Consider the following 18,530-nt stretch of genomic DNA (forward strand, 5'->3'; position numbering starts at 1 on the left):
ACTTTGACAAGGCCCACAGATAGGGGGAACGGGACGAGTCTCCAACACAAAAGTGAGAACAAAGAGTGAATGTGCTGTCAGCTTCCTGTCAGGAGGCCGCGACCCGCCGAAAGATCAGGCCGACCGCCATCATTCCGGCCAGCGAGAGCCCGACGACCAGCGCCGCCATTCCGCCCAGGCCCGCGCCGAGCGCCAGCGAGAACAGCGGAATGCTCAGCGCGGTGCCGATGTTGCCGAACTGGGCAATCGCCCCGTTGGCCCGCGCCGTATCGGCCGGATCGGGGTTGAGCAGTGGGGCGGCGGCAAAGGCCGCGCCGGGCACCGCCCCGAAGGCCAGCAGCATCGGCACTGCGATCGCCAGCCGGGCGCCGGGCAGCGCCCAGAAGGCCAGCATCAGCACCGCCCCGGCAGCAAAGGCCCCCAGCGCCAGCCTTTCGGGCGAAACGCGCCGCGTTGCCGCCCCGGCCCAGAAGGTGCCCAGGAGCGCCACCAGGGGCAGCAGCGGCGCGGTCCACTCGCCCAGAAAACCCGGAAGGAAGGTGATCAGCGACATGAACATCAGCGCATGCCAGAAGAACATCAGCGCCGGCGCGAACCGCCGCGCGCTGGTGTAGATTGCCACATGCCGCGCCAGCCAGCCCTCCGCCACCACCGCGCCCCGCCCCACGCCGCGCGGCAAGAGCGGCGCGAGCACCGCGCCGACCACCGCGAGCAGCCCGGCATGAACCCAGTAGACCCCTGTTCCAAAGAGCTTTTCCGCCAGAGACATTACGGCAAACCCGACCCCGAAGAAGGTGCCCCAGAGCCCCATCACCGCGCCCCTGTGCGCGTCGGTGCAGCTGGCCGCCATCAGCGTGGGCGCGGCCACCACGATGGCCAGGTGGGCAAAGCCCTCCGCCAGTCGCAGCGCCAGAAACAGCCGGAAGCCGGGCAACAGCGCCTCCGCCGCGCCCAGCGCCACCCCCGTCACGACCGCCACCAGCAGCACCCGCCGCGCGCCGAAGCGGGCCACCACGATCCCGGCGGTCGCGCCAAAGAGGATCCCAGCCGCCGAGGTCATGGAGACCGCGAAGGGCAGCATCGCCCCGGCCTCCGGGTAGCGCACGCCCAGTGCCGCCAGCGTCAAGGCCACCTTGGCAAAATGCCCCGCCGCCAGCAGCCCCAGCGCGTAGAGCAGCACGACAAGCGGCCAGTTGGTGCGGTCGGGGGAGGTCATGCCCGCTTATCGTCCCGCCCGCCGATGCCGTCAATCGCCCCCCCCTTTGTCGCGTCCGACTCCTGTGCTTTACTTTGCGCAACACATTTTGCATGACCCGGAGATTTTCGATGCTTCGCCTGATAACCCTTTGCCTTTGCACGCTCTTTGCAGTCGCGGCCCAAGCGCAGGAGCGCCCCCGGGCGATTCTGGTGATGGATGGTTCCGGCTCGATGTGGGGCCAGATCGACGGCAAGGCGAAGATCACCATCGCGCAGGAGGTCGTCGGCACGGTGCTCGGCACCATCCCGGACGAGCAGGAGCTTGGCCTCACCCTCTACGGCCACCGCCGCAAGGGCGACTGCGCCGACATCGAGACGGTCGTGCAGCCCGCCACCGGCACCAAGGCCGCGATCCAGAGCGCGGTGGACGCGGTCAGCCCCAAGGGCAAGACCCCGATGACCGAAGCGGTGAGACAGGCCGCCGAGGCGCTGCGCTACACCGAGGAGAAGGCCACCGTCATCCTCGTGTCCGACGGGATCGAAACCTGCGACCCCGACCCCTGCGCCGCCGCCGCCGCGCTGGAGCAGGCGGGCGTGGACTTCACCGCCCATGTGGTCGGCTTCGATGTGTCCGAGGCCGAGGCGCTGCGCCAGATGCAGTGCATCGCCGACGAGACCGGCGGCACCTTCCTGAAGGCCTCCAACGCCGAGGAGCTGGCCACCGCCATGGTCGCCGTGGTCGACGTGGAGGAGACCCCCGAGCCCGAGGTCGTCATCCACGACGTGCGCTTCCGCGCCACGGCAGGCGACGGCGGCGCCTTCATCTCCGAGACCCTCGCCTGGGAGATCACCCGCGACGGCACGCCTGTGGGCGGCACCATCCTCGAGGCCGCGCCGACCGTTCCGCTGGAAGAGGGCACCTATACCGCCAGCGCCACCCGCCCGTCCGACGAGCTGACCCGCGCGGCCACCTTCACCGTGAAGCCCGGCAGCCAGACCGTCACCGTGGTGTTCCCCGCACCGCCCGTCCGCGTGAGCTTCCACGCGACCGATGGCAAGAACGGCCCGCGCATCGGCGATCCGCTGGTCTGGGATCTCTACCGGGGCGAGGAGCTGGTCGAGGGGCCGCTCAACGTGGATGGCTTCACCGCCGAGCTGGAGGCGGGCGAATACCGCGTCACCGTCATGCGCCCGGCCGACGAGGCGAGCGCCGAGGCCATCCTGGGCGTCGGCAAGGTCGGCAAGACCGTCATCGTCGAGCTGCCCGAATACAGGCCCGCCGCCACGCTGGAGGCCGCTGCGAGCGCCGCCGCCGGCTCCACCATCCCGGTCCGCTGGACCGGCCCGGACGAACAGAACGATTATCTCTCGGTCAGCCAGCCCGGCGAGGTGACCGATATCAACTACAGCTACACCCGCGAGGGCTCGCCGCTCGACCTGGAGATGCCCCCCGAACCCGGCACCTACGAGCTGCGCTACCGCCTCGGCAAGGGCCGCAAGACCCTGGCCACGCAGACCATCGAGATCACCCCGGTCGAGGCCAGCGTGACCGCGCCCGAGAGCCTGCCCGCTGGCGGCAAGGTCCAGGTCCGCTGGACCGGGCCGGACTACAGCAACGATTTCGTCGCCATCGCCCGGCCGGATGCAGACGATGCCCGCTACGAGGCCTACGCCTACACCCGCCACGGCTCGCCGCTCGACCTGCAGATGCCCGCCACGCCGGGCAGCTACGAGCTGCGCTACGTCATGCGGCAGGGTCACACGGTGCTGGCGCGGGTGCCGGTCGAGGTGACCGCGGTCAGCGCCACCGTCACCCCGCCCGAGGCCCTGCCCGCAGGCGCCGCGGTCAAGGTCGGCTGGACCGGGCCGGACGACCAGAATGACTACATCGCCATCTTCGCCGAGGGCGAAGACCGCTACGCGGCCTATACCTACACCCGCCACGGCGCGCCGGCCGAGCTGCGCCTGCCCGCCGAGCCGGGACGCTACCGCATCGCCTATGTCCAGAGACAGGGCAACACCGAGCTGGCCTCGGTCGACGTCGAGGTGACCGCCGTCACCGCCTCGGTCACGCCCCCCGCCGAGCTGCCCGCAGGCGGCACCGTCAAGGTGGGCTGGACCGGGCCCGACGATCAGAACGACTACATCGCCATCTTCCCCGAGGGGGCCGACCGCTACGCGGGCTACACCTACACCCGCCATGGCAACCCCGTGGACCTGCGTCTGCCCGCCGAGCCGGGTCGCTACGCCATCGCCTATGTGCAGGACGTCGGCGACACGGTGATCGCCTCGGTCGATGTCGAGGTCACGGCGGTCACCGCCTCCGTCACCCCGCCCGCCGAACTGCCCGCAGGCGGCATGGCCAGCGTCGAATGGCAGGGACCGGACAACCAGAACGACTACATCGCCATCTTCCCGGAGGGCGAGACGCGCTACACCGGCTACGCCTACACCCGCCATGGCTCGCCCGCCAATCTGCCGCTCCCGGCCGACCCCGGCAGGTATCGCATCGCCTATGTGCAGGACGTGGGGGATACCGAGATCGCCTCCGTCGCGGTCGAGATCACCGCCGTCTCCGCCACCGTCACCGCGCCGGCCTCCGCCGAGCAGGGCGGCACCGTGCAGGTGACCTGGACCGGCCCCGACTTCGACGACGACTACATCGCCCTCTTCCCCGCCGGCGAAGCGCGCTACGCCAGCTACACCTATACCCGCGAGGGCTCTCCGCTCCAGCTGCGCATGCCTGCCCTGCCGGGCGCCTACGAACTGGCCTATGTGCAGGCGCGCGGCGACACGGTGCTGGTGCGGGTGCCCTTCACCGTAACCGCAGCCACCGTCACCCTCGCACCGCAAGGCGAGGCCACGGCGGGCGGCATGCTCAAGGTCGACTGGCAGGGCCCCGACAACCCCGAGGACTTCATCGCCATCTACCCCGTCGGCGCCGACAGCTATGCCAGCTATGCCTACACCCGCGACGGCAGCCCGGCAGAGCTGACCCTGCCCGACACGCCCGGCGACTACGTGGTGAAATACGTGCTCGATCGTGACTACACGCCCATCGCCGAGGCCCCCGTCACCGTGAAGTGACCCGCAGAGCGTGCTCCCCCCGCACCAGGCGCGGGGGAGCACGGGCTCATCCGCCACGCGAAACCCGGTTTCGCAATCCCCTTCCCCTCGCCGCCCAATGCGTTACCTTGCCCGGCAAAACACCGGGAGGAGAATGCCATGTCCGACAAAGCCACCTTCACATGGGAAGACCCCTTCCGCCTCGACGACCAGCTGGGCGAGGACGAACGGATGCTCTCCCGCGCCGCCGCCGAGTTTGCACAGGCCGAGCTTGCGCCGCGCATCGTCGAGGCCTACCGCGAGGCCACCGTCGCGCCCGAGCTCTTTCCGCTCATGGGCGAGGCCGGGTTGCTGGGCGTCACCATCCCCGAGGAATACGGCGGCCTTGGTGCCTCCTACACCTCCTACGGGCTGATCGCCCGCGAGGTCGAGCGGGTCGATTCGGGCTACCGCTCGATGATGTCGGTCCAGAGCTCGCTGGTGATCCACCCGATCAACGCCTATGGCTCCGAGGAGCAGCGCCGCAAGTATCTGCCGGGCCTCTGCTCCGGCGAGCTGATCGGCTGCTTCGGCCTCACCGAGCCCGACGCCGGCTCCGACCCCGGCGGCATGAAGACCCGCGCCACCAAGACCGCCAACGGCTACATCTTGAACGGCTCCAAGATGTGGATCTCCAATTCCCCCATCGCCGATGTCTTCGTGGTCTGGGCCAAGTCCGAGGCCCACGGCGGCAAGATCCGCGGCTTCGTGCTCGAAAAGGGCATGAAGGGCCTCTCCGCCCCCAAGATCGGCGGCAAGCTCAGCCTGCGCGCCTCGGTGACCGGCGAGATCGTCATGGATGGCGTCGAGGTCGGCGAGGAGGCGCTGCTGCCCAACGCCGAGGGCCTCTCCGGCCCCTTCGGCTGCCTCAACCGCGCCCGCTTCGGTATCGCCTGGGGCGCCATGGGCGCGGCCGAGTTCTGCTGGCACGCGGCGCGGCAATACGGGCTCGACCGCAAGCAGTTCGGCAAGCCGCTGGCCGGCACCCAGCTCTTCCAGCTCAAGCTCGCCAACATGCAGACCGAGATCGCGCTCGGCCTGCAAGGCGCGCTCCGCGCCGCCCAGCTCTTCGACGGCCCCGGCTGCCCGCCCGAGTTGATCTCGCTGATGAAGCGCAACAACTGCGGCAAGGCGCTCGAGATCGCCCGCATCGCGCGTGACATGCACGGCGGCAACGGCATCTCCGAGGAGTTCCAGGTCATGCGCCACGCCGCCAATCTCGAGACGGTCAACACCTACGAGGGCACCCACGACATCCACGCATTGATCCTCGGGCGTGCACAAACCGGACTCCAGGCCTTCTTCTAGCGCTCAATTGTCAACAGCGCGTGCGGGCGATGGATTCCGCCCGGCGTTGGTTTTATGGTTAACCAGGAAGCGCACGTGGGGTGCGCCGGGGCTGCCATGACCCAGACGACCGATGACGCCACCCGCCGCGCCCGCTGGCGCGTGACCCTCGACGCCCATGGCGCCGAGCAAGGGGCACATGTCCGCCTGGGCGACGACCATGGCGCGCTCTTCACCGAGGATGGCGAGACCCTGCTGGTCACCTTCGAGATGGCCGAAACGATCCGCGACACCGGCCAGGGCGCCCTGCCCTACGGCCTCCAGATCGCCGGGCGCGAAGGCTGCTCCCAGCTCTGCCTCTACTCGGAGACCAATGGCTTCTTTCGCGCGGCAGAGGTCTACGGCTATTTCGACGGTCTGGTCGACGAGGGCTTCTTCGACCAGTTCGAGCGCGTCGTGTTCTACGGCTGCGGCCCCTGTGGCTACGCGGCGGCGGCCTACTCTGTCTGCGCGCCCTTCTCCACCGCCGTCCTCCTTGCCCCGCTGGCAACGCTCGACCCCGCCCGCGCCGCCTGGGACGACCGCTACCCCGAGATGCGCCGGACCGATTTCAGCGCCCGCTACGGCTACGCGCCCGACATGCTGGAGGCCGCCGAAGCCGCCTTCATCCTGCACAACCCGGCGGCAACGAAAGACGCGATGCACGCCTCGCTGTTCAGGGGCGAGACCATCCACCACCTGCCCACCCGCTGGATCGGGCACCGGATAGACCAGGAGCTCGAGGACATGGGCGTGCTGGAGCCGATGCTTCGCGCTGCCCTGCGCGGCAAGCTGACGCCCGAGGGCTTTGCCCGCCTCTACCGCGAGCGGCACCGCCACGGCCCCTGGCTCAGGCGCCTTCTCGGTAGCCTCGACGCCGCCGAGCGCCCCTGGCTCACCGCCCTGGCGGCCCGCGCCGCGCTGGCCCGCTTCGACTGGCCGCGCTTCCGCAAGACCTACCAGGCCGCAACTGCGGCACTCGCCGAGGAGGGCCGCACCCTGCCCGCGCCCGGCACTCCCAAGCAGAAAGAGGCCGCCGAATAAACGGCAGCCCCTTTGCGTCCGTCCCTCCCGGAACGTCGTCCCGCCCTTGCGGCGCGGTCTCTCAGGCCGTCAGGCGGGCCCTCTGCCCGCCCGTCGCGCTCACACGTAGTAGATGTCGCGGAACACGTGGCGCACGATGTCTTCGCGCTTCAGGCCACGGGCGGCGAGCTCTTCGTCGCTCATCGCGCTCAGGCGGTTGACCGCCTTCATCCGCGGGTTCGCCTCGGCCGCCGCCACGAGGACGGTCAGCACACGGTCGAAGGCCGCGCCGATGCGGGCCATCAGGCCGGGGCGGGTGAATTGAATGTCGGTTGCTTGCGTTGCCATCTGGAAACCTCCTGGAACTGCTTTGTCTCTTCGGTTTCCTCCCTTGCTTCCAACATAGGCACCCAAGTGGTTGATCCACCACATACAATCCCGCATGCCGGGGTTGCATTCGCTGCAACGCAGAGAAACGCGGCAATCTCGCCGGAGGTGCAAGCGCGCTATTCCGGCGGCGCCTTGAACAGCTCCAGGATGCGGTAGATGTCCGGCGCCGCCCCGGCCTCGCCGGCGCCCAGGAAGAGCGAGATGCCGAACTCGGGCAGGTAATCGAGGTATTCCACCTCAGCCGGACGGGCCTCGTAGCCGTAGGTCACCCGTACCGGGATCGCCTGCACCGCGCAGTCGCCATAGAGCACGCGACGCATCAGGCTGGTCTCGATCACCACGGAGACCGCCGTGACCACGCCTTCGGCGTCGCGCTCGGTGCCGGTCAGCTCTCGCCGCCGCCCCTCGGCCACCGGAAAGGCCGTGTCGGGCGCGTCGAACTCGGTCAGCACCACCGAGGCCGCGACCGCCTCGCCATTCTCGATGTCGTGGCTCTCCGCCACCAGCAGGCCGCCCGCCGAACGGATGAAGAACCCGGTGTTGTCGTCGAACAGGGTCGTTTCGGTCACCTCGCCCGGCACCGAACCGGCGCGAAACACCGTGACCCCGCCCGCATCGTCGCGCAGGGCGATTCCATCCGCGAGGTCGCCCGGCGCCGGACATTCTGCCGTTGCCGCCCGCGCGAGGCTGGCCGAAACCAGCAGAAAACTGAACAAAAGCCTCATGGTGTCAGCGCTCCCGGCACGACTGTTACAAAAACCCTACTTTGCCGCGCCCAAATGGCCAAGGCGCAACCCATTCGCAAGAGTTTCGTGCTAGGATGCCGCATGCCGATAGACCAAGACTCAGACGATCACCGCAATGGCCCCGACCCGCGCGACGGCCCGACCGTGGTCCTCCTGCCGCTGCCCAGGCTTTCGATGCTCCCGCCCGACGCCTGGTTCGAGGATGCAGAGGGTGAAGAAGCCATGCGCCGCGCCGAGGAAGACCGCCTGAACTCGCTGCGCCGCCGCCAGTCGCTTGGCTGACGCCTTGCCGGTCAAGCGGGCGTCTCCAGCCCGCGTCGTTCCATCCCTGTAGAGCCTGGCGAAGCGCGAGCCCGCCAGCCAGGTCGTGCTCAAGCGCGGGGGATACACAGCCGCACCCGCCCTCGGCCCCGAGCAGGCAAGCGGCCCGGCAAGCGGCCAGGCGCAGGGTCAGGCGGTAGCCGGGTTCGCCTGGCGCGCCAGACCGGCAGAAAGCCGTGCCCGTGCTGCCCGCCGCTTGCCGCCGTGCTCCTTCCGGATACGCTCCAGCCGCCGCAGGTTGCGCCCGGTGGTGTGGCGCAGCGGGTGCATCATCGCCCGCCAGATCTCGTCGGGCCGCCGCCCGCTGAGCGCCAGCATCGCGCCGGCAATCGCCGCCGCCGAGAAGGCCGTGCTCTTTTCCAGGAACATCCGCTGGACCTCGTCCTGCCCGCGCGGCGCCAGGCCCGAGAAGCCGAGCAACCTGTGCGAGATCACCGAATGGCTCTCCGCCGCCAGCCAGGCCGCCTGAAGCCCGGTCGACCAGACCTCCAGCGCCAGCCGCTCGGGCCGGACTTGCGCGAGGTGCGGCCAATTCAGGCCAGTGTCAGGAGAGATAAACCGATGCAAAGACGCGCTCCAGGTAAAGGGAGGCCCGACAATCGGACCTCCGGCCAGTTCTGTGGTTCAGGACAATCCCCGAGGCAGTCACCGCGGCTCGAATTCGGGCGCAAGGGTGATCTTGCCTTTGCCACCCGGCCGGCGGGCGGCCCCATCGGCCTTGGCGTCCTGAGTGGTCTCGGGGGCGTCGGCCTGGGCTTCGGTCTTCGGAGCCTCGTCCTTCACGTCGGACGCCGCGCTCGGCGCTTCGGCCTTGGGTTCGGGCGCATCGGCCTTCAGCTCAGGCCGTGCGGCCTCGGGCTTCACGTCAGCCACCGGCTTCGGCGCTTCCGCCTTCACCTCGGGCGCGGGCGTTGCGGCGGTCACCTCGGGGGTGGCCTTGGGCGCGTCGGGCGTCACGGCGGCCACCGGCTTGGCGGCGGGCTTCTTCGCCGCCACCTTGCGCTTCGGCGCGGGCTTGGCGGCGGGTTTGGGCGCGGCCGGCTTGGGCGCCGCCTCCTTCGCCGACACGGGCTTGGAGGGCGCAGCCTTGGGCGCCGCCGTCTTGGCAACCGAGGTCTTCACGGCAGGCTTCTTCGCGGCCGGCGTCTTGGCAACGGCCTTCTTGGCAACGGCCTTCTTGGCGGCAGGCTTGGCCACCGGCGTCTCGGCCACGGGCTCCGCGGTCAGCGGCACCACTTCGGCCGTGGCCTTCGCAGCGGGCTTGGCGGGGGTGCGCTTCGCGGGCTTGCGCGGCGCCAGCAGCCTGTCCCCGGTACCGGGCCAGAACTCCATCATGCCAAAGCTCTTGCGGGCCAGGTCGACCTGGGTTTCGATCATGGAGCTCCAGAGCACCACGCCATTGCGCCACATGTCGATCGCTGTGAGTGCATGCCTCATCGGGTATCCTCTTCCTGCATTGCGCCCCGGGATCAACCTCCACCCGGGAACCATCCAATCGTCATTCAAGTCCGCGCCTGCCCCGACTCGCGCCGCTTGACAGGCCCCGGCCCCCACCTGCCAGGTAGGGAGCCCTCAACCGCAACCTACGCGATTGCTGCACCCGCGAAAAGGGCTCATCTGGTCGCAGCACGCCGGTTTAACCCTTTTTCCATTGGAAAAATGGACCGATGCCTAATGCTTCGGCACTGCGGATATGCCGCATTGCAGCAAGCCAGGACGGGCAGATGGCCGGCATGCCACGGAAAACACGGCACATTCGCGCCGCGCCCCTCAAGCCGGCCCTGCGCGAGCCCTGCGCCCACTGGCGCCCGACTGCCGCGCGCGCTATCCCTCGGCTCATGACCCAACGCCTCACCATCCGCCGCCCCGACGACTGGCACCTGCACCTGCGCGACGGGGCGATGCTCCGCGCCGTGCTGCCCCAGACCGTCGCCCACTTCTCCCGCGCCATCATCATGCCCAATCTGGTGCCGCCTGTCGTGACCCTCGACGACGCCATGGCCTACCGCGAGCGGATCCTTGCCGCCGCGCCGGGCGTGGGGCTCTTCGAGCCGCTGATGACGCTCTACCTGACCGAAAACACCGATCCCGAGAATGTGGCCGCAGCCCATGCCACCGGGCTGGTGAAGGCGGTCAAGCTCTACCCCGCCGGCGCCACCACCAACTCCGCCTCCGGCGTGCGCGACTTCGACAAGGTGCGCGGCGTGCTCGAGAAGATGGCCGAAATCGGCATGCCGCTCTGCGTCCACGGCGAGGTCACCACCCACGAGGTCGATATCTTCGACCGCGAGGCCACCTTCATCGAAACCGTGCTCGACCCGCTCCGCCGCGCCACGCCCGGCCTGCGCGTGGTGATGGAGCACATCACCACCGCCGACGCGGTAGACTACCTGCGGGACGGCGGCGACGACCTCGGCGCCACGATCACCACCCACCACCTGATGATCAACCGCAACCACATGCTGGTGGGCGGCATCCGTCCGCATTACTACTGCCTGCCCGTGGTCAAACGCGAAAGGCACCGCGCCGCCCTGGCGGAGCTGGCCACCTCGGGGTTCAGCCGCTGTTTCCTCGGCACCGACAGCGCCCCGCACCTGGCCCGCGACAAGCAAAGCCCCTGCGGCTGCGCGGGCGTGTTCTCCGCGCCCGTCACCATGAGCTGCCTTGCCACCGTCTTCGAAGACGCCGGCGCGCTCGACAAGCTCGAGGGGTTCACCTCGCTGAACGGCCCCGCCTTCTACCGCCTGCCCGCCAACGAGGCCACGATCACCCTCAGCCGCGAGCAAGAGCCTCTCACCTTCGCGCCGCAGATCGAAACCGAGAACGGGCCGGTTGTGGTCTTCGATCCGGGTCGTCCGCTGCACTGGCACGTGCTCGACGAGCTCTGACCTCCCTCCCGCGCAGGCGCCCGGGAGGTTGCAGACGGCAGCGAATGGATATTTAGAGCAGGAAACTGACAGGAGCCGCGCCATGATCCCCACCTCGCACCCAGATGACGCCACCATCGCCCGCATCGCCGCCGGGATGCTGCTCGAGATCGAGGCGGTCCACTTCAACCAGCGCGAGCCCTTCACCTATTCCTCCGGCCTCAAGGGCCCGACCTACATCGACTGCCGCAAGCTCATCAGCTTTCCGCGCATCCGCTCCACGCTGATGGATTTCCTCGTGGTGAAGGTCATGCGCGACGCGGGCTTCGAGGCCTTCGACAACATCGCCGGCGGCGAGACGGCGGGCATTCCCTTTGCCGCCTTCGTGGCCGAGCGCATGGCCCTGCCCATGACCTACGTCCGCAAGAAGCCCAAGGGCTACGGCCGCAACGCCCGCATCGAGGGCGTGATGGCCGAAGGCGACCGGGTGCTGCTGGTCGAGGATCTCACCACCGACGGCGGCTCCAAGATCTCCTTCGTCGATGCCATCCGCGACACCGGCGCCACCTGCGCCCACACGGCGGTCGTCTTCTACTACGGCATCTTCCCCGAAACCGAGAAAACCCTCGGCGACCACGGGGTGACGCTCCATCACCTCTGCACCTGGTGGGACGTGCTGGCCGTCGCCCGCGAGCGCGGCAGTTTCGACGCCGAAACCCTCGACGGGGTGGAGACCTTCCTGAACGATCCGGCCAAGTGGCGGGAAAGGTTCGGGAATTAATTTCAGGGGATAAAACCTGAGAAACTGCCGAGTCGCCGCCTTGGACGCATCCCGCATCTAGAGGGCGTGCTCGCAGAAATCCGCAAGATGTGGTAAGCCAAGACCGGAGTCCGCACCACCCCACAGGGTTTAGCCTGGGTTATCCACAGAGATTTCCAGATACCCTCTGCGCGCGGAATCGGAGTATCACCTGCCTTCACAGGGGGACCGAGCAGAATGAACGAGATCACCGCCTTCCGACCGGAAGGACCGGCGGAGGCGCAACAGGCTGCGCCGCACAACATCGAGGCCGAGCAGCAGCTGCTCGGAGCCATCCTCACCAACAACGACGTGTTCGACCGCGTCGCCATGGTGGTTGGCTCCGAGCATTTCTACGACCCGCTTCATGCCCGCATCTTCGAGGTGGCCGCAGCCCGGATCGCCAAGAACCTCGCGGCCACGCCGGTGTCGCTCAAGAGCTACCTCGAAGACGAGCCGGGGCTGAAGGAGGTGGGCGGCGCGGCCTATCTCGCCAAGCTCGCAGGCGTCGCCGTGGCCAGCTTTGCCGCCCGCGACTACGCCCAGATCGTCTATGACCTCGCGATCCGCCGCGAACTGATGGGGCTGGGCCGTGACATCGCCGCCAAGGCCTCCGACGTCAACGTGGCCTCCGAGCCCAAGGACCAGATCGTCGAGGCCGAGCAGGCGCTCTACAAGCTCTCCGAGCAGGGCCGCACCGAGAGCGGTTTCCAGAGCTTTCTCAAGGCCGTGACCGACGCCGTCAACGTCGCCAACGCGGCCTACCAGCGCGAGGGCGGGCTCGCCGGCATCTCCACCGGCCTGACCGACATGGACCGCAAGCTGGGCGGCCTCCACCCCTCCGACCTGCTGATCCTCGCGGGCCGCCCCTCGATGGGCAAGACCTCGCTGGCCACCAACATCGCCTTCAACATCGCCAAGGCCTACAAGCGCGGGCAGCTGCCCGACGGCTCCGAAGGCGCGGTCGATGGCGGCGTGGTGGGCTTCTTCTCGCTCGAGATGAGCGCCGAACAGCTCGCCTCCCGGATCCTCTCCGAGGCCGCCGAGATCAGCAGCCACAAGATCCGCCAGGGCGACATGGACGAAACCGAGTTCCGCCGTTTCGTCGAGGCCGCCAAGGCGCTCGAGGCCTGCCCGCTCTTCATCGACGACACCCCCGCCCTGCCGATCTCCCAGGTCGCGGCGCGGGCGCGGCGGCTCAAGCGCACCCAGGGGCTCGACGTGATCATCGTCGACTACCTGCAGCTGCTGCGCGGCACCGCCGAGAACCGGGTGCAGGAGATCGCCGAGATCTCGATGGGGCTGAAGGCCATCGCCAAGGAGCTGAACATTCCCGTCATCGCGCTCTCCCAGCTCTCCCGTCAGGTCGAAAGCCGCGAAGACAAGCGCCCCCAGCTCTCCGACCTGCGGGAATCTGGCTCGATCGAGCAGGACGCCGACGTGGTGATGTTCGTGTTCCGCGAGGAGTATTATGCCGAGCGCGAGAAACCCTCCGACGACCAGCTCGACAAGATGGCCGAATGGCAGGAGCGCATGGCCCGGCTGCACGGCAAGGCCGAGGTGATCATCGGCAAGCAGCGCCACGGTCCCATCGGCACCGTGGAGCTGAGCTTCGAGAGCCAGTTCACCCGCTTCGGCAACCTCGTCCAGCCCTGGCAACAGGGCGGCGGCCAGGTCGATCAGTTCTAGGCCCGCAGTCATCCTCGGGCCTGCCCCGATGATGACCGCCCGCCCGCGCCCCCGAGATCACAACCGCGCGACCCCCTTTCGCGGAATCGCCCGCTCCCGCATGATTGCCCTCATGCGCCACGCCCTGCTTGCCCTAGCCCTCACCGCCCTGCCCCTCCAGGCCCAACAGATCGAGGTCGATGTCGAACTGGCCCTGATGGTCGATGTCTCCCGCTCGATGACCCCAAACGAGGTCGAGATCCAGCGGCGCGGCTATGCCGAGGCGATCCTCTCGAACGAGGTGATGACGGCCGTGCAATCGGGCCTCCTGGGCGCCATCGCGGTGACCTATGTGGAATGGGCCGGCAACTACACCCAGCGCGAGATCGTCCCCTGGACGGTGATCCAGACGCCGGAGGACGCCCGCGCCTTCACCGAGGCCCTCTCGCAAACCTTCGCCGGCGGGATGCGCCGCACCTCGATCTCGGGCGCCATCGAATACGGGATGGATTCGATCGAGGGCAACGCCTACACCGGGCTGCGCCGGGTGATCGACGTTTCGGGCGACGGCCCCAACAACCAGGGCAGCCTGGTGGAGCGCGCCCGCGATGCGGCAGTGGGCAAGGGCATCGTGATCAACGGCCTGCCGCTGATGACCAACGAGGGCCTCTCGGGCACCTGGGATATCGGCGGGCTCGACCTCTACTACCGCGACTGCGTGATCGGCGGGCCGGGCAGCTTTGTGATCCCCGTCCTCGAATGGAGCGAGTTCGCCGCGGCGGTCCGCCGCAAGCTGGTGCTCGAGATCGCGGGCCTGCCGCCGCCTGCGCAGATCATCCGCGCCCAGGCCCCCTTCGATTGCCTCATCGGCGAGAAGATGTGGGAGCAACGCCGCCGCTACTGGGACGAACCCTGAGACCGAACCGGCAACCCCGGCGCGCTTCCGCACCGCAGCGCGCTTTCACGCTTGACGCCGCCTTCCGCCCCCCGCACAAACCGGCCCCATGGGCACCGGGCAGTTAACGATCGACCTTGATGCAATCGCGGCCAACTGGTCCGCGCTCGACTCCATGTCGGGTGGCGGCACCGAGACCGGCGCGGTGGTCAAGGCCAATGGCTACGGCCTCGGGGCAGCCCGGGTGGCGCGGGCCCTCGCCCACGCGGGGGCGCGCCGGTTCTTCGTGGCCCATGCCGAGGAAGGTGCCAGCATCCGCAACGCGCTGGGGCGTGGCCCCGAGATCTACGTCTTCTCGGGCCACATGCGCGGCGACACCGACATGCTGGGCGATCTCGACCTGATCCCCATGATCAACTCGATCGAGCAGCTCACCCGCCACATCGAGGCCCTGCCCGATGCGCCCTTCGGGATCCAGCTCGACACCGGCATGAACCGGCTCGGCATGGAGCCCGGCGAATGGGCCGCCGTGCGCGACATCGTGGTGCCTCGCAAGCCCCGGCTGATCATGAGCCATCTCGCCTCCGCCGACGAACCCGAGAGCCCGCAGAACCAGGCCCAGGTAACCCTCTTCCGCGAGCTGACCGCCGGCTGCGGCATCCCGCGCTCGCTCGCGGCCACCGGCGGCATCCTGCTGGGGCCCGAGTATCACTTCGAGCTGACCCGGCCCGGCATCGGCCTCTACGGCGCGCGCCCCTTCACCGAGGCGCGCCCCGTGGTGCAGCTCGACCTGCCGGTGGTGCAATGCGGCGTGGTGCTGAAGGGCGAGGCCGTGGGCTACAACGCCACCTGGGTGGCCGAGGTCGACACGCCCACCGCCACCGTGCTGGGCGGCTATGCCGACGGCATCCTGCGGGCGCTGACCAACAAGGGCAGCCTCTGGGCCGACGGCATCGAGTGTCCGATCCTCGGCCGGGTGTCGATGGATGCGATCACCGTCGATATCTCCGGCCTCGACCGCGAGCCGCGCGCGCTCTCGCTGCTCTGCCCCGAGCAGGGGGTCGACGCCGTGGCTGATGTCGCCGGCACCATCGGCTACGAGATCCTCACCGCGCTCGGCCCCCGCTACACCCGCCGCTACTCCGGTCGCGCGGGCTGACCGCGCCTTGGCCGCCCTCCTGACACCCCTGGCACTGCTGGGCCGCAACACCCTCGCGGCGCTGGCCGCCATCGGCCGCGTGGCGCTCTTTCTGTGGTCCACCCTCAGCCACATCCTGCGCCCCCCCTTCTACCTGAAGGAACTCTGGCACGCCGTTCTGAACGTTGGATATTTCTCCCTGCCCGTGGTCGGGCTCACCGCCATCTTCACCGGCGGTGCCCTGGCCCTGCAGATCTACTCCGGCGGCTCGCGCTTCAATGCCGAGGCGGTGGTGCCGCAGATCGTCGCCATCGGCATGGTGCGCGAGCTTGGCCCCGTGCTGGTCGGCCTGATGATTGCTGCCCGCGTCACCTCCTCCGTCGCCGCCGAGATCGCCACCATGAAGGTCACCGAGCAGATCGACGCACTCGTCACCCTCTCCACCCACCCGATGAAATACCTCACCGTCCCCCGCGTGCTGGCCGCCCTCGTGACCGTGCCCGCGCTGGTGGCCGTTGGCGACGTGATCGGCGTCATGGGCGGCTTCATCGTCGCCACCGAGCGGCTGGGCTTCAACGCCGCCGCCTACCTGCAGAACACCTGGAACTTCCTCGAGGCGCTCGACATCGTCTCGAGCCTCGTCAAGGGCGCCGTCTTCGGCTTTATCGCGGCCCTCATGGGCTGCTACTACGGCATGAACTCGGGCCGCGGCGCGCAGGGCGTGGGCCGCGCCACCAAGTCCTCCGTGGTCGCCGCCGCCGTGCTGATCCTTGCGGCCAACTTTCTTCTGACGCAGGCGTTCTTCTCCATATGATCGAGCTGCAGAATGTCCATAAGTCCTTCGGTTCAAAGGACGTTCTGCGCGGGGTCGATCTCCTCGTCGGCAAGGGCCGCTCCATGGTCATCATCGGCGGCTCGGGCACCGGCAAGTCGGTGACGCTGAAGTGCATCCTCGGCCTCGTCGCCCCCGATCAGGGCCGCATCACCGTCGACGGCGCGCCCGTGGCCGCGGTGAAGTCCGCCAGGGCGCGCGAGGCCTTTCTCGCCCGCTTCGGGATGCTCTTCCAGGGCGGCGCACTGTTCGATTCGCTCCCGGTCTGGCAAAACGTCGCCTTCCGCCTCCTGCGCGGCCAGCTCAAGCGCCCAAGGGCCGAGGCCCGTGACATCGCCATCGAAAAGCTGCGCCGTGTCGGGCTCGGGGCCGAAACCGCCGATCTCTTCCCCGCCGAGCTTTCGGGCGGCATGCAAAAGCGCGTCGGTCTTGCCCGCGCCATCGCCGCCGAGCCCGAGATCATCTTCTTCGACGAGCCCACCACCGGTCTCGATCCGATCATGGCCGGGGTCATCAACGAGCTGATCCGCGAGATCGTCACCGAGATGGGCGCCACCGCCGTGACCATCACCCACGACATGACCTCGGTCCGCGCCATTGCCGACGATGTCGCCATGCTCCACGCCGGCAAGATCCGCTGGACCGGCCCTGTCGAAGAAATGGACGCCGCATCAGACCCTTACCTGACGCAGTTCATCACCGGCAGCGCAGAAGGCCCGATCGAGACACTGCGCTGAACGGCGCCCGTTTCCAATCCGGAAACAGTTTCGGCCACCCCTTTCGACTGTCTCGAAACAAATAGATTAACGGCTCGTCAATCCTCCGCTACGCTGACGGGGCTGGGATTTTCTGTTTCGGCTCAACTGTTTGAGCCAAAGGGTGAAGGGGGATAGAATGAACGTCACGAATGAGACGCCCGCAGACCGTCTGTTTCAGGCGCTGAGGGCGCTGTCGCTCACGGCCTTCGCCGTGCTCGCGATCGGCCTCACCGGGGCCACGGCGCTCGCCACCTTCGGCACACTGCCCTGGCTGGAGGCGCGGCTCACCTTCGGCGCAACCACCTACGAGACCGCCGGAATCTGGATCCAGTCCGGCCTCACCCTCTTTGCCCTCGCCCTCTGTGCCTTCCTGCCCGCCAACCGCCAGATCCTGGCGCTGCAGAAGAGCCACCGCGACTTTCACCTCTCGATGGACGACATCGCCCGCGCCTATGCCATCTGTCATGCCGCCGACCGCGCCGGCGCCTTCTCGATGTCCTCCGAGTTCGATGCCGTGCGCGAGCGCATGCTCTTCATGCGCCGCCACCCCGACCTGCGCGGGCTGGAGCCCGGCGTGCTCGAAGTCGCGGCCCAGATGAGCCAGGTCAGCCGCGACCTCGCCACCGTCTACTCCGACGAGAAGATGGAGCGCGCCACCACCTTCCTGCGTCAGCGCCAGGAGGAGATCGACGCCTTCGCCGACCGCCTGGCGCTCGCCCAGAAGACCACCGACGAGATCAAGCGCTGGAGCCAGCAGATCAACGTCGAAGAGAGCATCCAGGCCACCCAGCTCGCCCAGCTCGAGCGCGACCTTCTCGAGCTTCTGCCCGAGTTGGGCTTCGACGTGGAGGAGCAGCCCTTGCCGCCTGCGGATGACAACAAGGTGGTGCCGATGGCCGCCAAGACCGGCAAGCCCGCCGCCGAGTAGCGCCGCATTCGCGGCGCCGTGGCCCGGCCGAACAGGCCCCGCAGCTTCACATCCCGGTCCCCGGCCCCTATGTCATGTGCAATGACAACCGCCGGAAGGCCGACGATTTGCCGCTCGCCCTCAAGCTCGCCAACCTCGCTCTCCTCGTGCTGTTTCCGGTCGCCTGGTTCGCCCCGCTCCTGCGCGCCGGCCTGCTGCCGCTCTTCGGCCTCTCCGAAATCTCGGTGATCTCCGGCCTCCAGGAGCTCTGGAGCAAGGACGTGTTCCTGGCGCTTGTGGTCACCGCCTTCGCCCTCTTCGCCCCCTACCTGAAGACCCTGGGCCTTGCGCTGCTGCACTTCGGCCTGATGCACCGCAAGGTGCTCCCCGCCCTGCACGTCCTGGGCAAGCTGGCCATGGCCGACATCTTCCTGATCGCGCTCTACATCGTGGTCGCCAAGGGCATCGGCCTGGGCCGCGTCGAGGTCGCCTGGGGCCTCTACCTCTTCACCGCCTGCATCCTCGCCTCGCTGGGTATCTCGTTTCTCACCGAGAAGA

The 18,530-nt window shown here is 68.5% G+C and carries 17 protein-coding genes and 1 pseudogene; 13 read left to right on the top strand and 5 right to left on the bottom strand.

The genetic code is table 11. The features are described from left to right. Window positions 1-88: 88 nt before the first annotated feature. Entirely contained in the window at window positions 89-1,216 is a 1,128-nt protein-coding gene (locus BUR94_RS08245; RefSeq protein WP_074255754.1) for an MFS transporter, read from the bottom strand. A gap of 110 nt (window positions 1,217-1,326) precedes the next feature. Here BUR94_RS08245 and BUR94_RS20815 point away from each other — a divergent pair, with 110 nt between their 5' ends. The 3 genes from BUR94_RS20815 to BUR94_RS08260 all read left to right on the top strand — a co-directional run bounded on the left by BUR94_RS20815 (window position 1,327) and on the right by BUR94_RS08260 (window position 6,672). Beyond that, window positions 1,327-4,284: a vWA domain-containing protein gene (locus BUR94_RS20815; protein WP_074255756.1), complete on the top strand. Its 2,958-nt coding sequence runs from the start codon at window positions 1,327-1,329 to the stop codon at window positions 4,282-4,284. A 138-nt stretch (window positions 4,285-4,422) separates the two neighbouring features. Then, complete coding sequence (locus BUR94_RS08255; protein ID WP_074255757.1) at window positions 4,423-5,610, top strand: acyl-CoA dehydrogenase; 1,188 nt, start codon at window positions 4,423-4,425, stop codon at window positions 5,608-5,610. Window positions 5,611-5,706: 96 nt separating this feature from the next. Next, entirely contained in the window at window positions 5,707-6,672 is a 966-nt protein-coding gene (locus tag BUR94_RS08260; RefSeq protein WP_074255759.1) for a hypothetical protein, read from the top strand. 99 nt (window positions 6,673-6,771) lie between these two features. Here BUR94_RS08260 and BUR94_RS08265 read toward each other — a convergent pair whose 3' ends face one another. Beyond that, a complete protein-coding gene (locus BUR94_RS08265) occupies window positions 6,772-6,999 on the bottom strand; it encodes a DUF1127 domain-containing protein (protein WP_074255761.1) in 228 nt (75 codons plus the stop codon). 158 nt (window positions 7,000-7,157) lie between these two features. Further along, entirely contained in the window at window positions 7,158-7,766 is a 609-nt protein-coding gene (locus BUR94_RS08270) for a hypothetical protein (RefSeq protein ID WP_139301245.1), read from the bottom strand. Between the two features lie 102 nt (window positions 7,767-7,868). Here BUR94_RS08270 and BUR94_RS08275 point away from each other — a divergent pair, with 102 nt between their 5' ends. Then, a complete protein-coding gene (locus BUR94_RS08275) occupies window positions 7,869-8,069 on the top strand; it encodes a hypothetical protein (RefSeq protein ID WP_074255764.1) in 201 nt (66 codons plus the stop codon). A gap of 168 nt (window positions 8,070-8,237) precedes the next feature. Here the strand turns inward: BUR94_RS08275 and BUR94_RS08280 are convergent, their stop codons facing one another. Continuing rightward, the gene (locus BUR94_RS08280) at window positions 8,238-8,675 is read right to left on the bottom strand and encodes a hypothetical protein (RefSeq protein WP_074255766.1); all 438 of its coding nucleotides are present in this window, start codon (window positions 8,673-8,675) and stop codon (window positions 8,238-8,240) included. A gap of 78 nt (window positions 8,676-8,753) precedes the next feature. After that, entirely contained in the window at window positions 8,754-9,545 is a 792-nt protein-coding gene (locus BUR94_RS08285; protein WP_074255767.1) for a hypothetical protein, read from the bottom strand. A 401-nt stretch (window positions 9,546-9,946) separates the two neighbouring features. Between BUR94_RS08285 and pyrC the strand changes: the two genes are divergently transcribed. The 9 genes and pseudogenes from pyrC to BUR94_RS08330 form a co-directional block, all read left to right on the top strand. Then, window positions 9,947-10,996, top strand: coding sequence for a dihydroorotase (pyrC, locus tag BUR94_RS08290; RefSeq protein ID WP_074255769.1), 1,050 nt, complete (start codon window positions 9,947-9,949; stop codon window positions 10,994-10,996). 82 nt (window positions 10,997-11,078) lie between these two features. Continuing rightward, window positions 11,079-11,756, top strand: a complete 678-nt coding sequence (locus tag BUR94_RS08295) for an orotate phosphoribosyltransferase (protein ID WP_074255771.1) — start codon at window positions 11,079-11,081, stop codon at window positions 11,754-11,756. 216 nt (window positions 11,757-11,972) lie between these two features. Further along, a complete protein-coding gene (locus BUR94_RS08300; protein ID WP_074255773.1) occupies window positions 11,973-13,463 on the top strand; it encodes a replicative DNA helicase in 1,491 nt (496 codons plus the stop codon). A 112-nt stretch (window positions 13,464-13,575) separates the two neighbouring features. Beyond that, window positions 13,576-14,358, top strand: a complete 783-nt coding sequence (locus tag BUR94_RS08305) for a DUF1194 domain-containing protein (protein ID WP_074257640.1) — start codon at window positions 13,576-13,578, stop codon at window positions 14,356-14,358. Window positions 14,359-14,446: 88 nt separating this feature from the next. Continuing rightward, the gene (gene alr, locus BUR94_RS08310) at window positions 14,447-15,496 is read left to right on the top strand and encodes an alanine racemase (RefSeq protein WP_074255774.1); all 1,050 of its coding nucleotides are present in this window, start codon (window positions 14,447-14,449) and stop codon (window positions 15,494-15,496) included. Between the two features lie 19 nt (window positions 15,497-15,515). Next, complete coding sequence (locus tag BUR94_RS08315) at window positions 15,516-16,289, top strand: MlaE family ABC transporter permease (protein ID WP_074257641.1); 774 nt, start codon at window positions 15,516-15,518, stop codon at window positions 16,287-16,289. After that, window positions 16,286-17,044: an ABC transporter ATP-binding protein gene (locus BUR94_RS08320; RefSeq protein WP_074255776.1), complete on the top strand. Its 759-nt coding sequence runs from the start codon at window positions 16,286-16,288 to the stop codon at window positions 17,042-17,044. Before BUR94_RS08315 ends, BUR94_RS08320 begins: the two co-directional genes overlap by 4 nt. Before the next feature lie 157 nt (window positions 17,045-17,201). Beyond that, complete coding sequence (locus BUR94_RS08325) at window positions 17,202-17,993, top strand: hypothetical protein (RefSeq protein ID WP_074255778.1); 792 nt, start codon at window positions 17,202-17,204, stop codon at window positions 17,991-17,993. A gap of 74 nt (window positions 17,994-18,067) precedes the next feature. Next, window positions 18,068-18,523 (top strand): annotated as a pseudogene (locus tag BUR94_RS08330) (paraquat-inducible protein A); the annotation flags it as partial. Window positions 18,524-18,530 lie beyond the last annotated feature (7 nt).

It is taken from the genome of Vannielia litorea (assembly GCF_900142295.1).
In the GTDB taxonomy this organism is placed as follows: domain Bacteria; phylum Pseudomonadota; class Alphaproteobacteria; order Rhodobacterales; family Rhodobacteraceae; genus Vannielia; species Vannielia litorea.

Bases quoted from the DNA above. Each gene is read 5' to 3' on its own strand.
- BUR94_RS08245 (WP_074255754.1), bottom strand. From the start codon at position 1,216: ATGACCTCCCCCGACCGCACCAACTGGCCGCTTGTCGTGCTGCTCTAC.
- BUR94_RS20815 (WP_074255756.1), top strand. From the start codon at position 1,327: ATGCTTCGCCTGATAACCCTTTGCCTTTGCACGCTCTTTGCAGTCGCG.
- BUR94_RS08255 (WP_074255757.1), top strand. From the start codon at position 4,423: ATGTCCGACAAAGCCACCTTCACATGGGAAGACCCCTTCCGCCTCGAC.
- BUR94_RS08260 (WP_074255759.1), top strand. From the start codon at position 5,707: ATGACCCAGACGACCGATGACGCCACCCGCCGCGCCCGCTGGCGCGTG.
- BUR94_RS08265 (WP_074255761.1), bottom strand. From the start codon at position 6,999: ATGGCAACGCAAGCAACCGACATTCAATTCACCCGCCCCGGCCTGATG.
- BUR94_RS08270 (WP_139301245.1), bottom strand. From the start codon at position 7,766: ATGAGGCTTTTGTTCAGTTTTCTGCTGGTTTCGGCCAGCCTCGCGCGG.
- BUR94_RS08275 (WP_074255764.1), top strand. From the start codon at position 7,869: ATGCCGATAGACCAAGACTCAGACGATCACCGCAATGGCCCCGACCCG.
- BUR94_RS08285 (WP_074255767.1), bottom strand. From the start codon at position 9,545: ATGAGGCATGCACTCACAGCGATCGACATGTGGCGCAATGGCGTGGTG.
- pyrC (WP_074255769.1), top strand. From the start codon at position 9,947: ATGACCCAACGCCTCACCATCCGCCGCCCCGACGACTGGCACCTGCAC.
- BUR94_RS08295 (WP_074255771.1), top strand. From the start codon at position 11,079: ATGATCCCCACCTCGCACCCAGATGACGCCACCATCGCCCGCATCGCC.
- BUR94_RS08300 (WP_074255773.1), top strand. From the start codon at position 11,973: ATGAACGAGATCACCGCCTTCCGACCGGAAGGACCGGCGGAGGCGCAA.
- BUR94_RS08305 (WP_074257640.1), top strand. From the start codon at position 13,576: ATGCGCCACGCCCTGCTTGCCCTAGCCCTCACCGCCCTGCCCCTCCAG.
- alr (WP_074255774.1), top strand. From the start codon at position 14,447: ATGGGCACCGGGCAGTTAACGATCGACCTTGATGCAATCGCGGCCAAC.
- BUR94_RS08320 (WP_074255776.1), top strand. From the start codon at position 16,286: ATGATCGAGCTGCAGAATGTCCATAAGTCCTTCGGTTCAAAGGACGTT.
- BUR94_RS08325 (WP_074255778.1), top strand. From the start codon at position 17,202: ATGAACGTCACGAATGAGACGCCCGCAGACCGTCTGTTTCAGGCGCTG.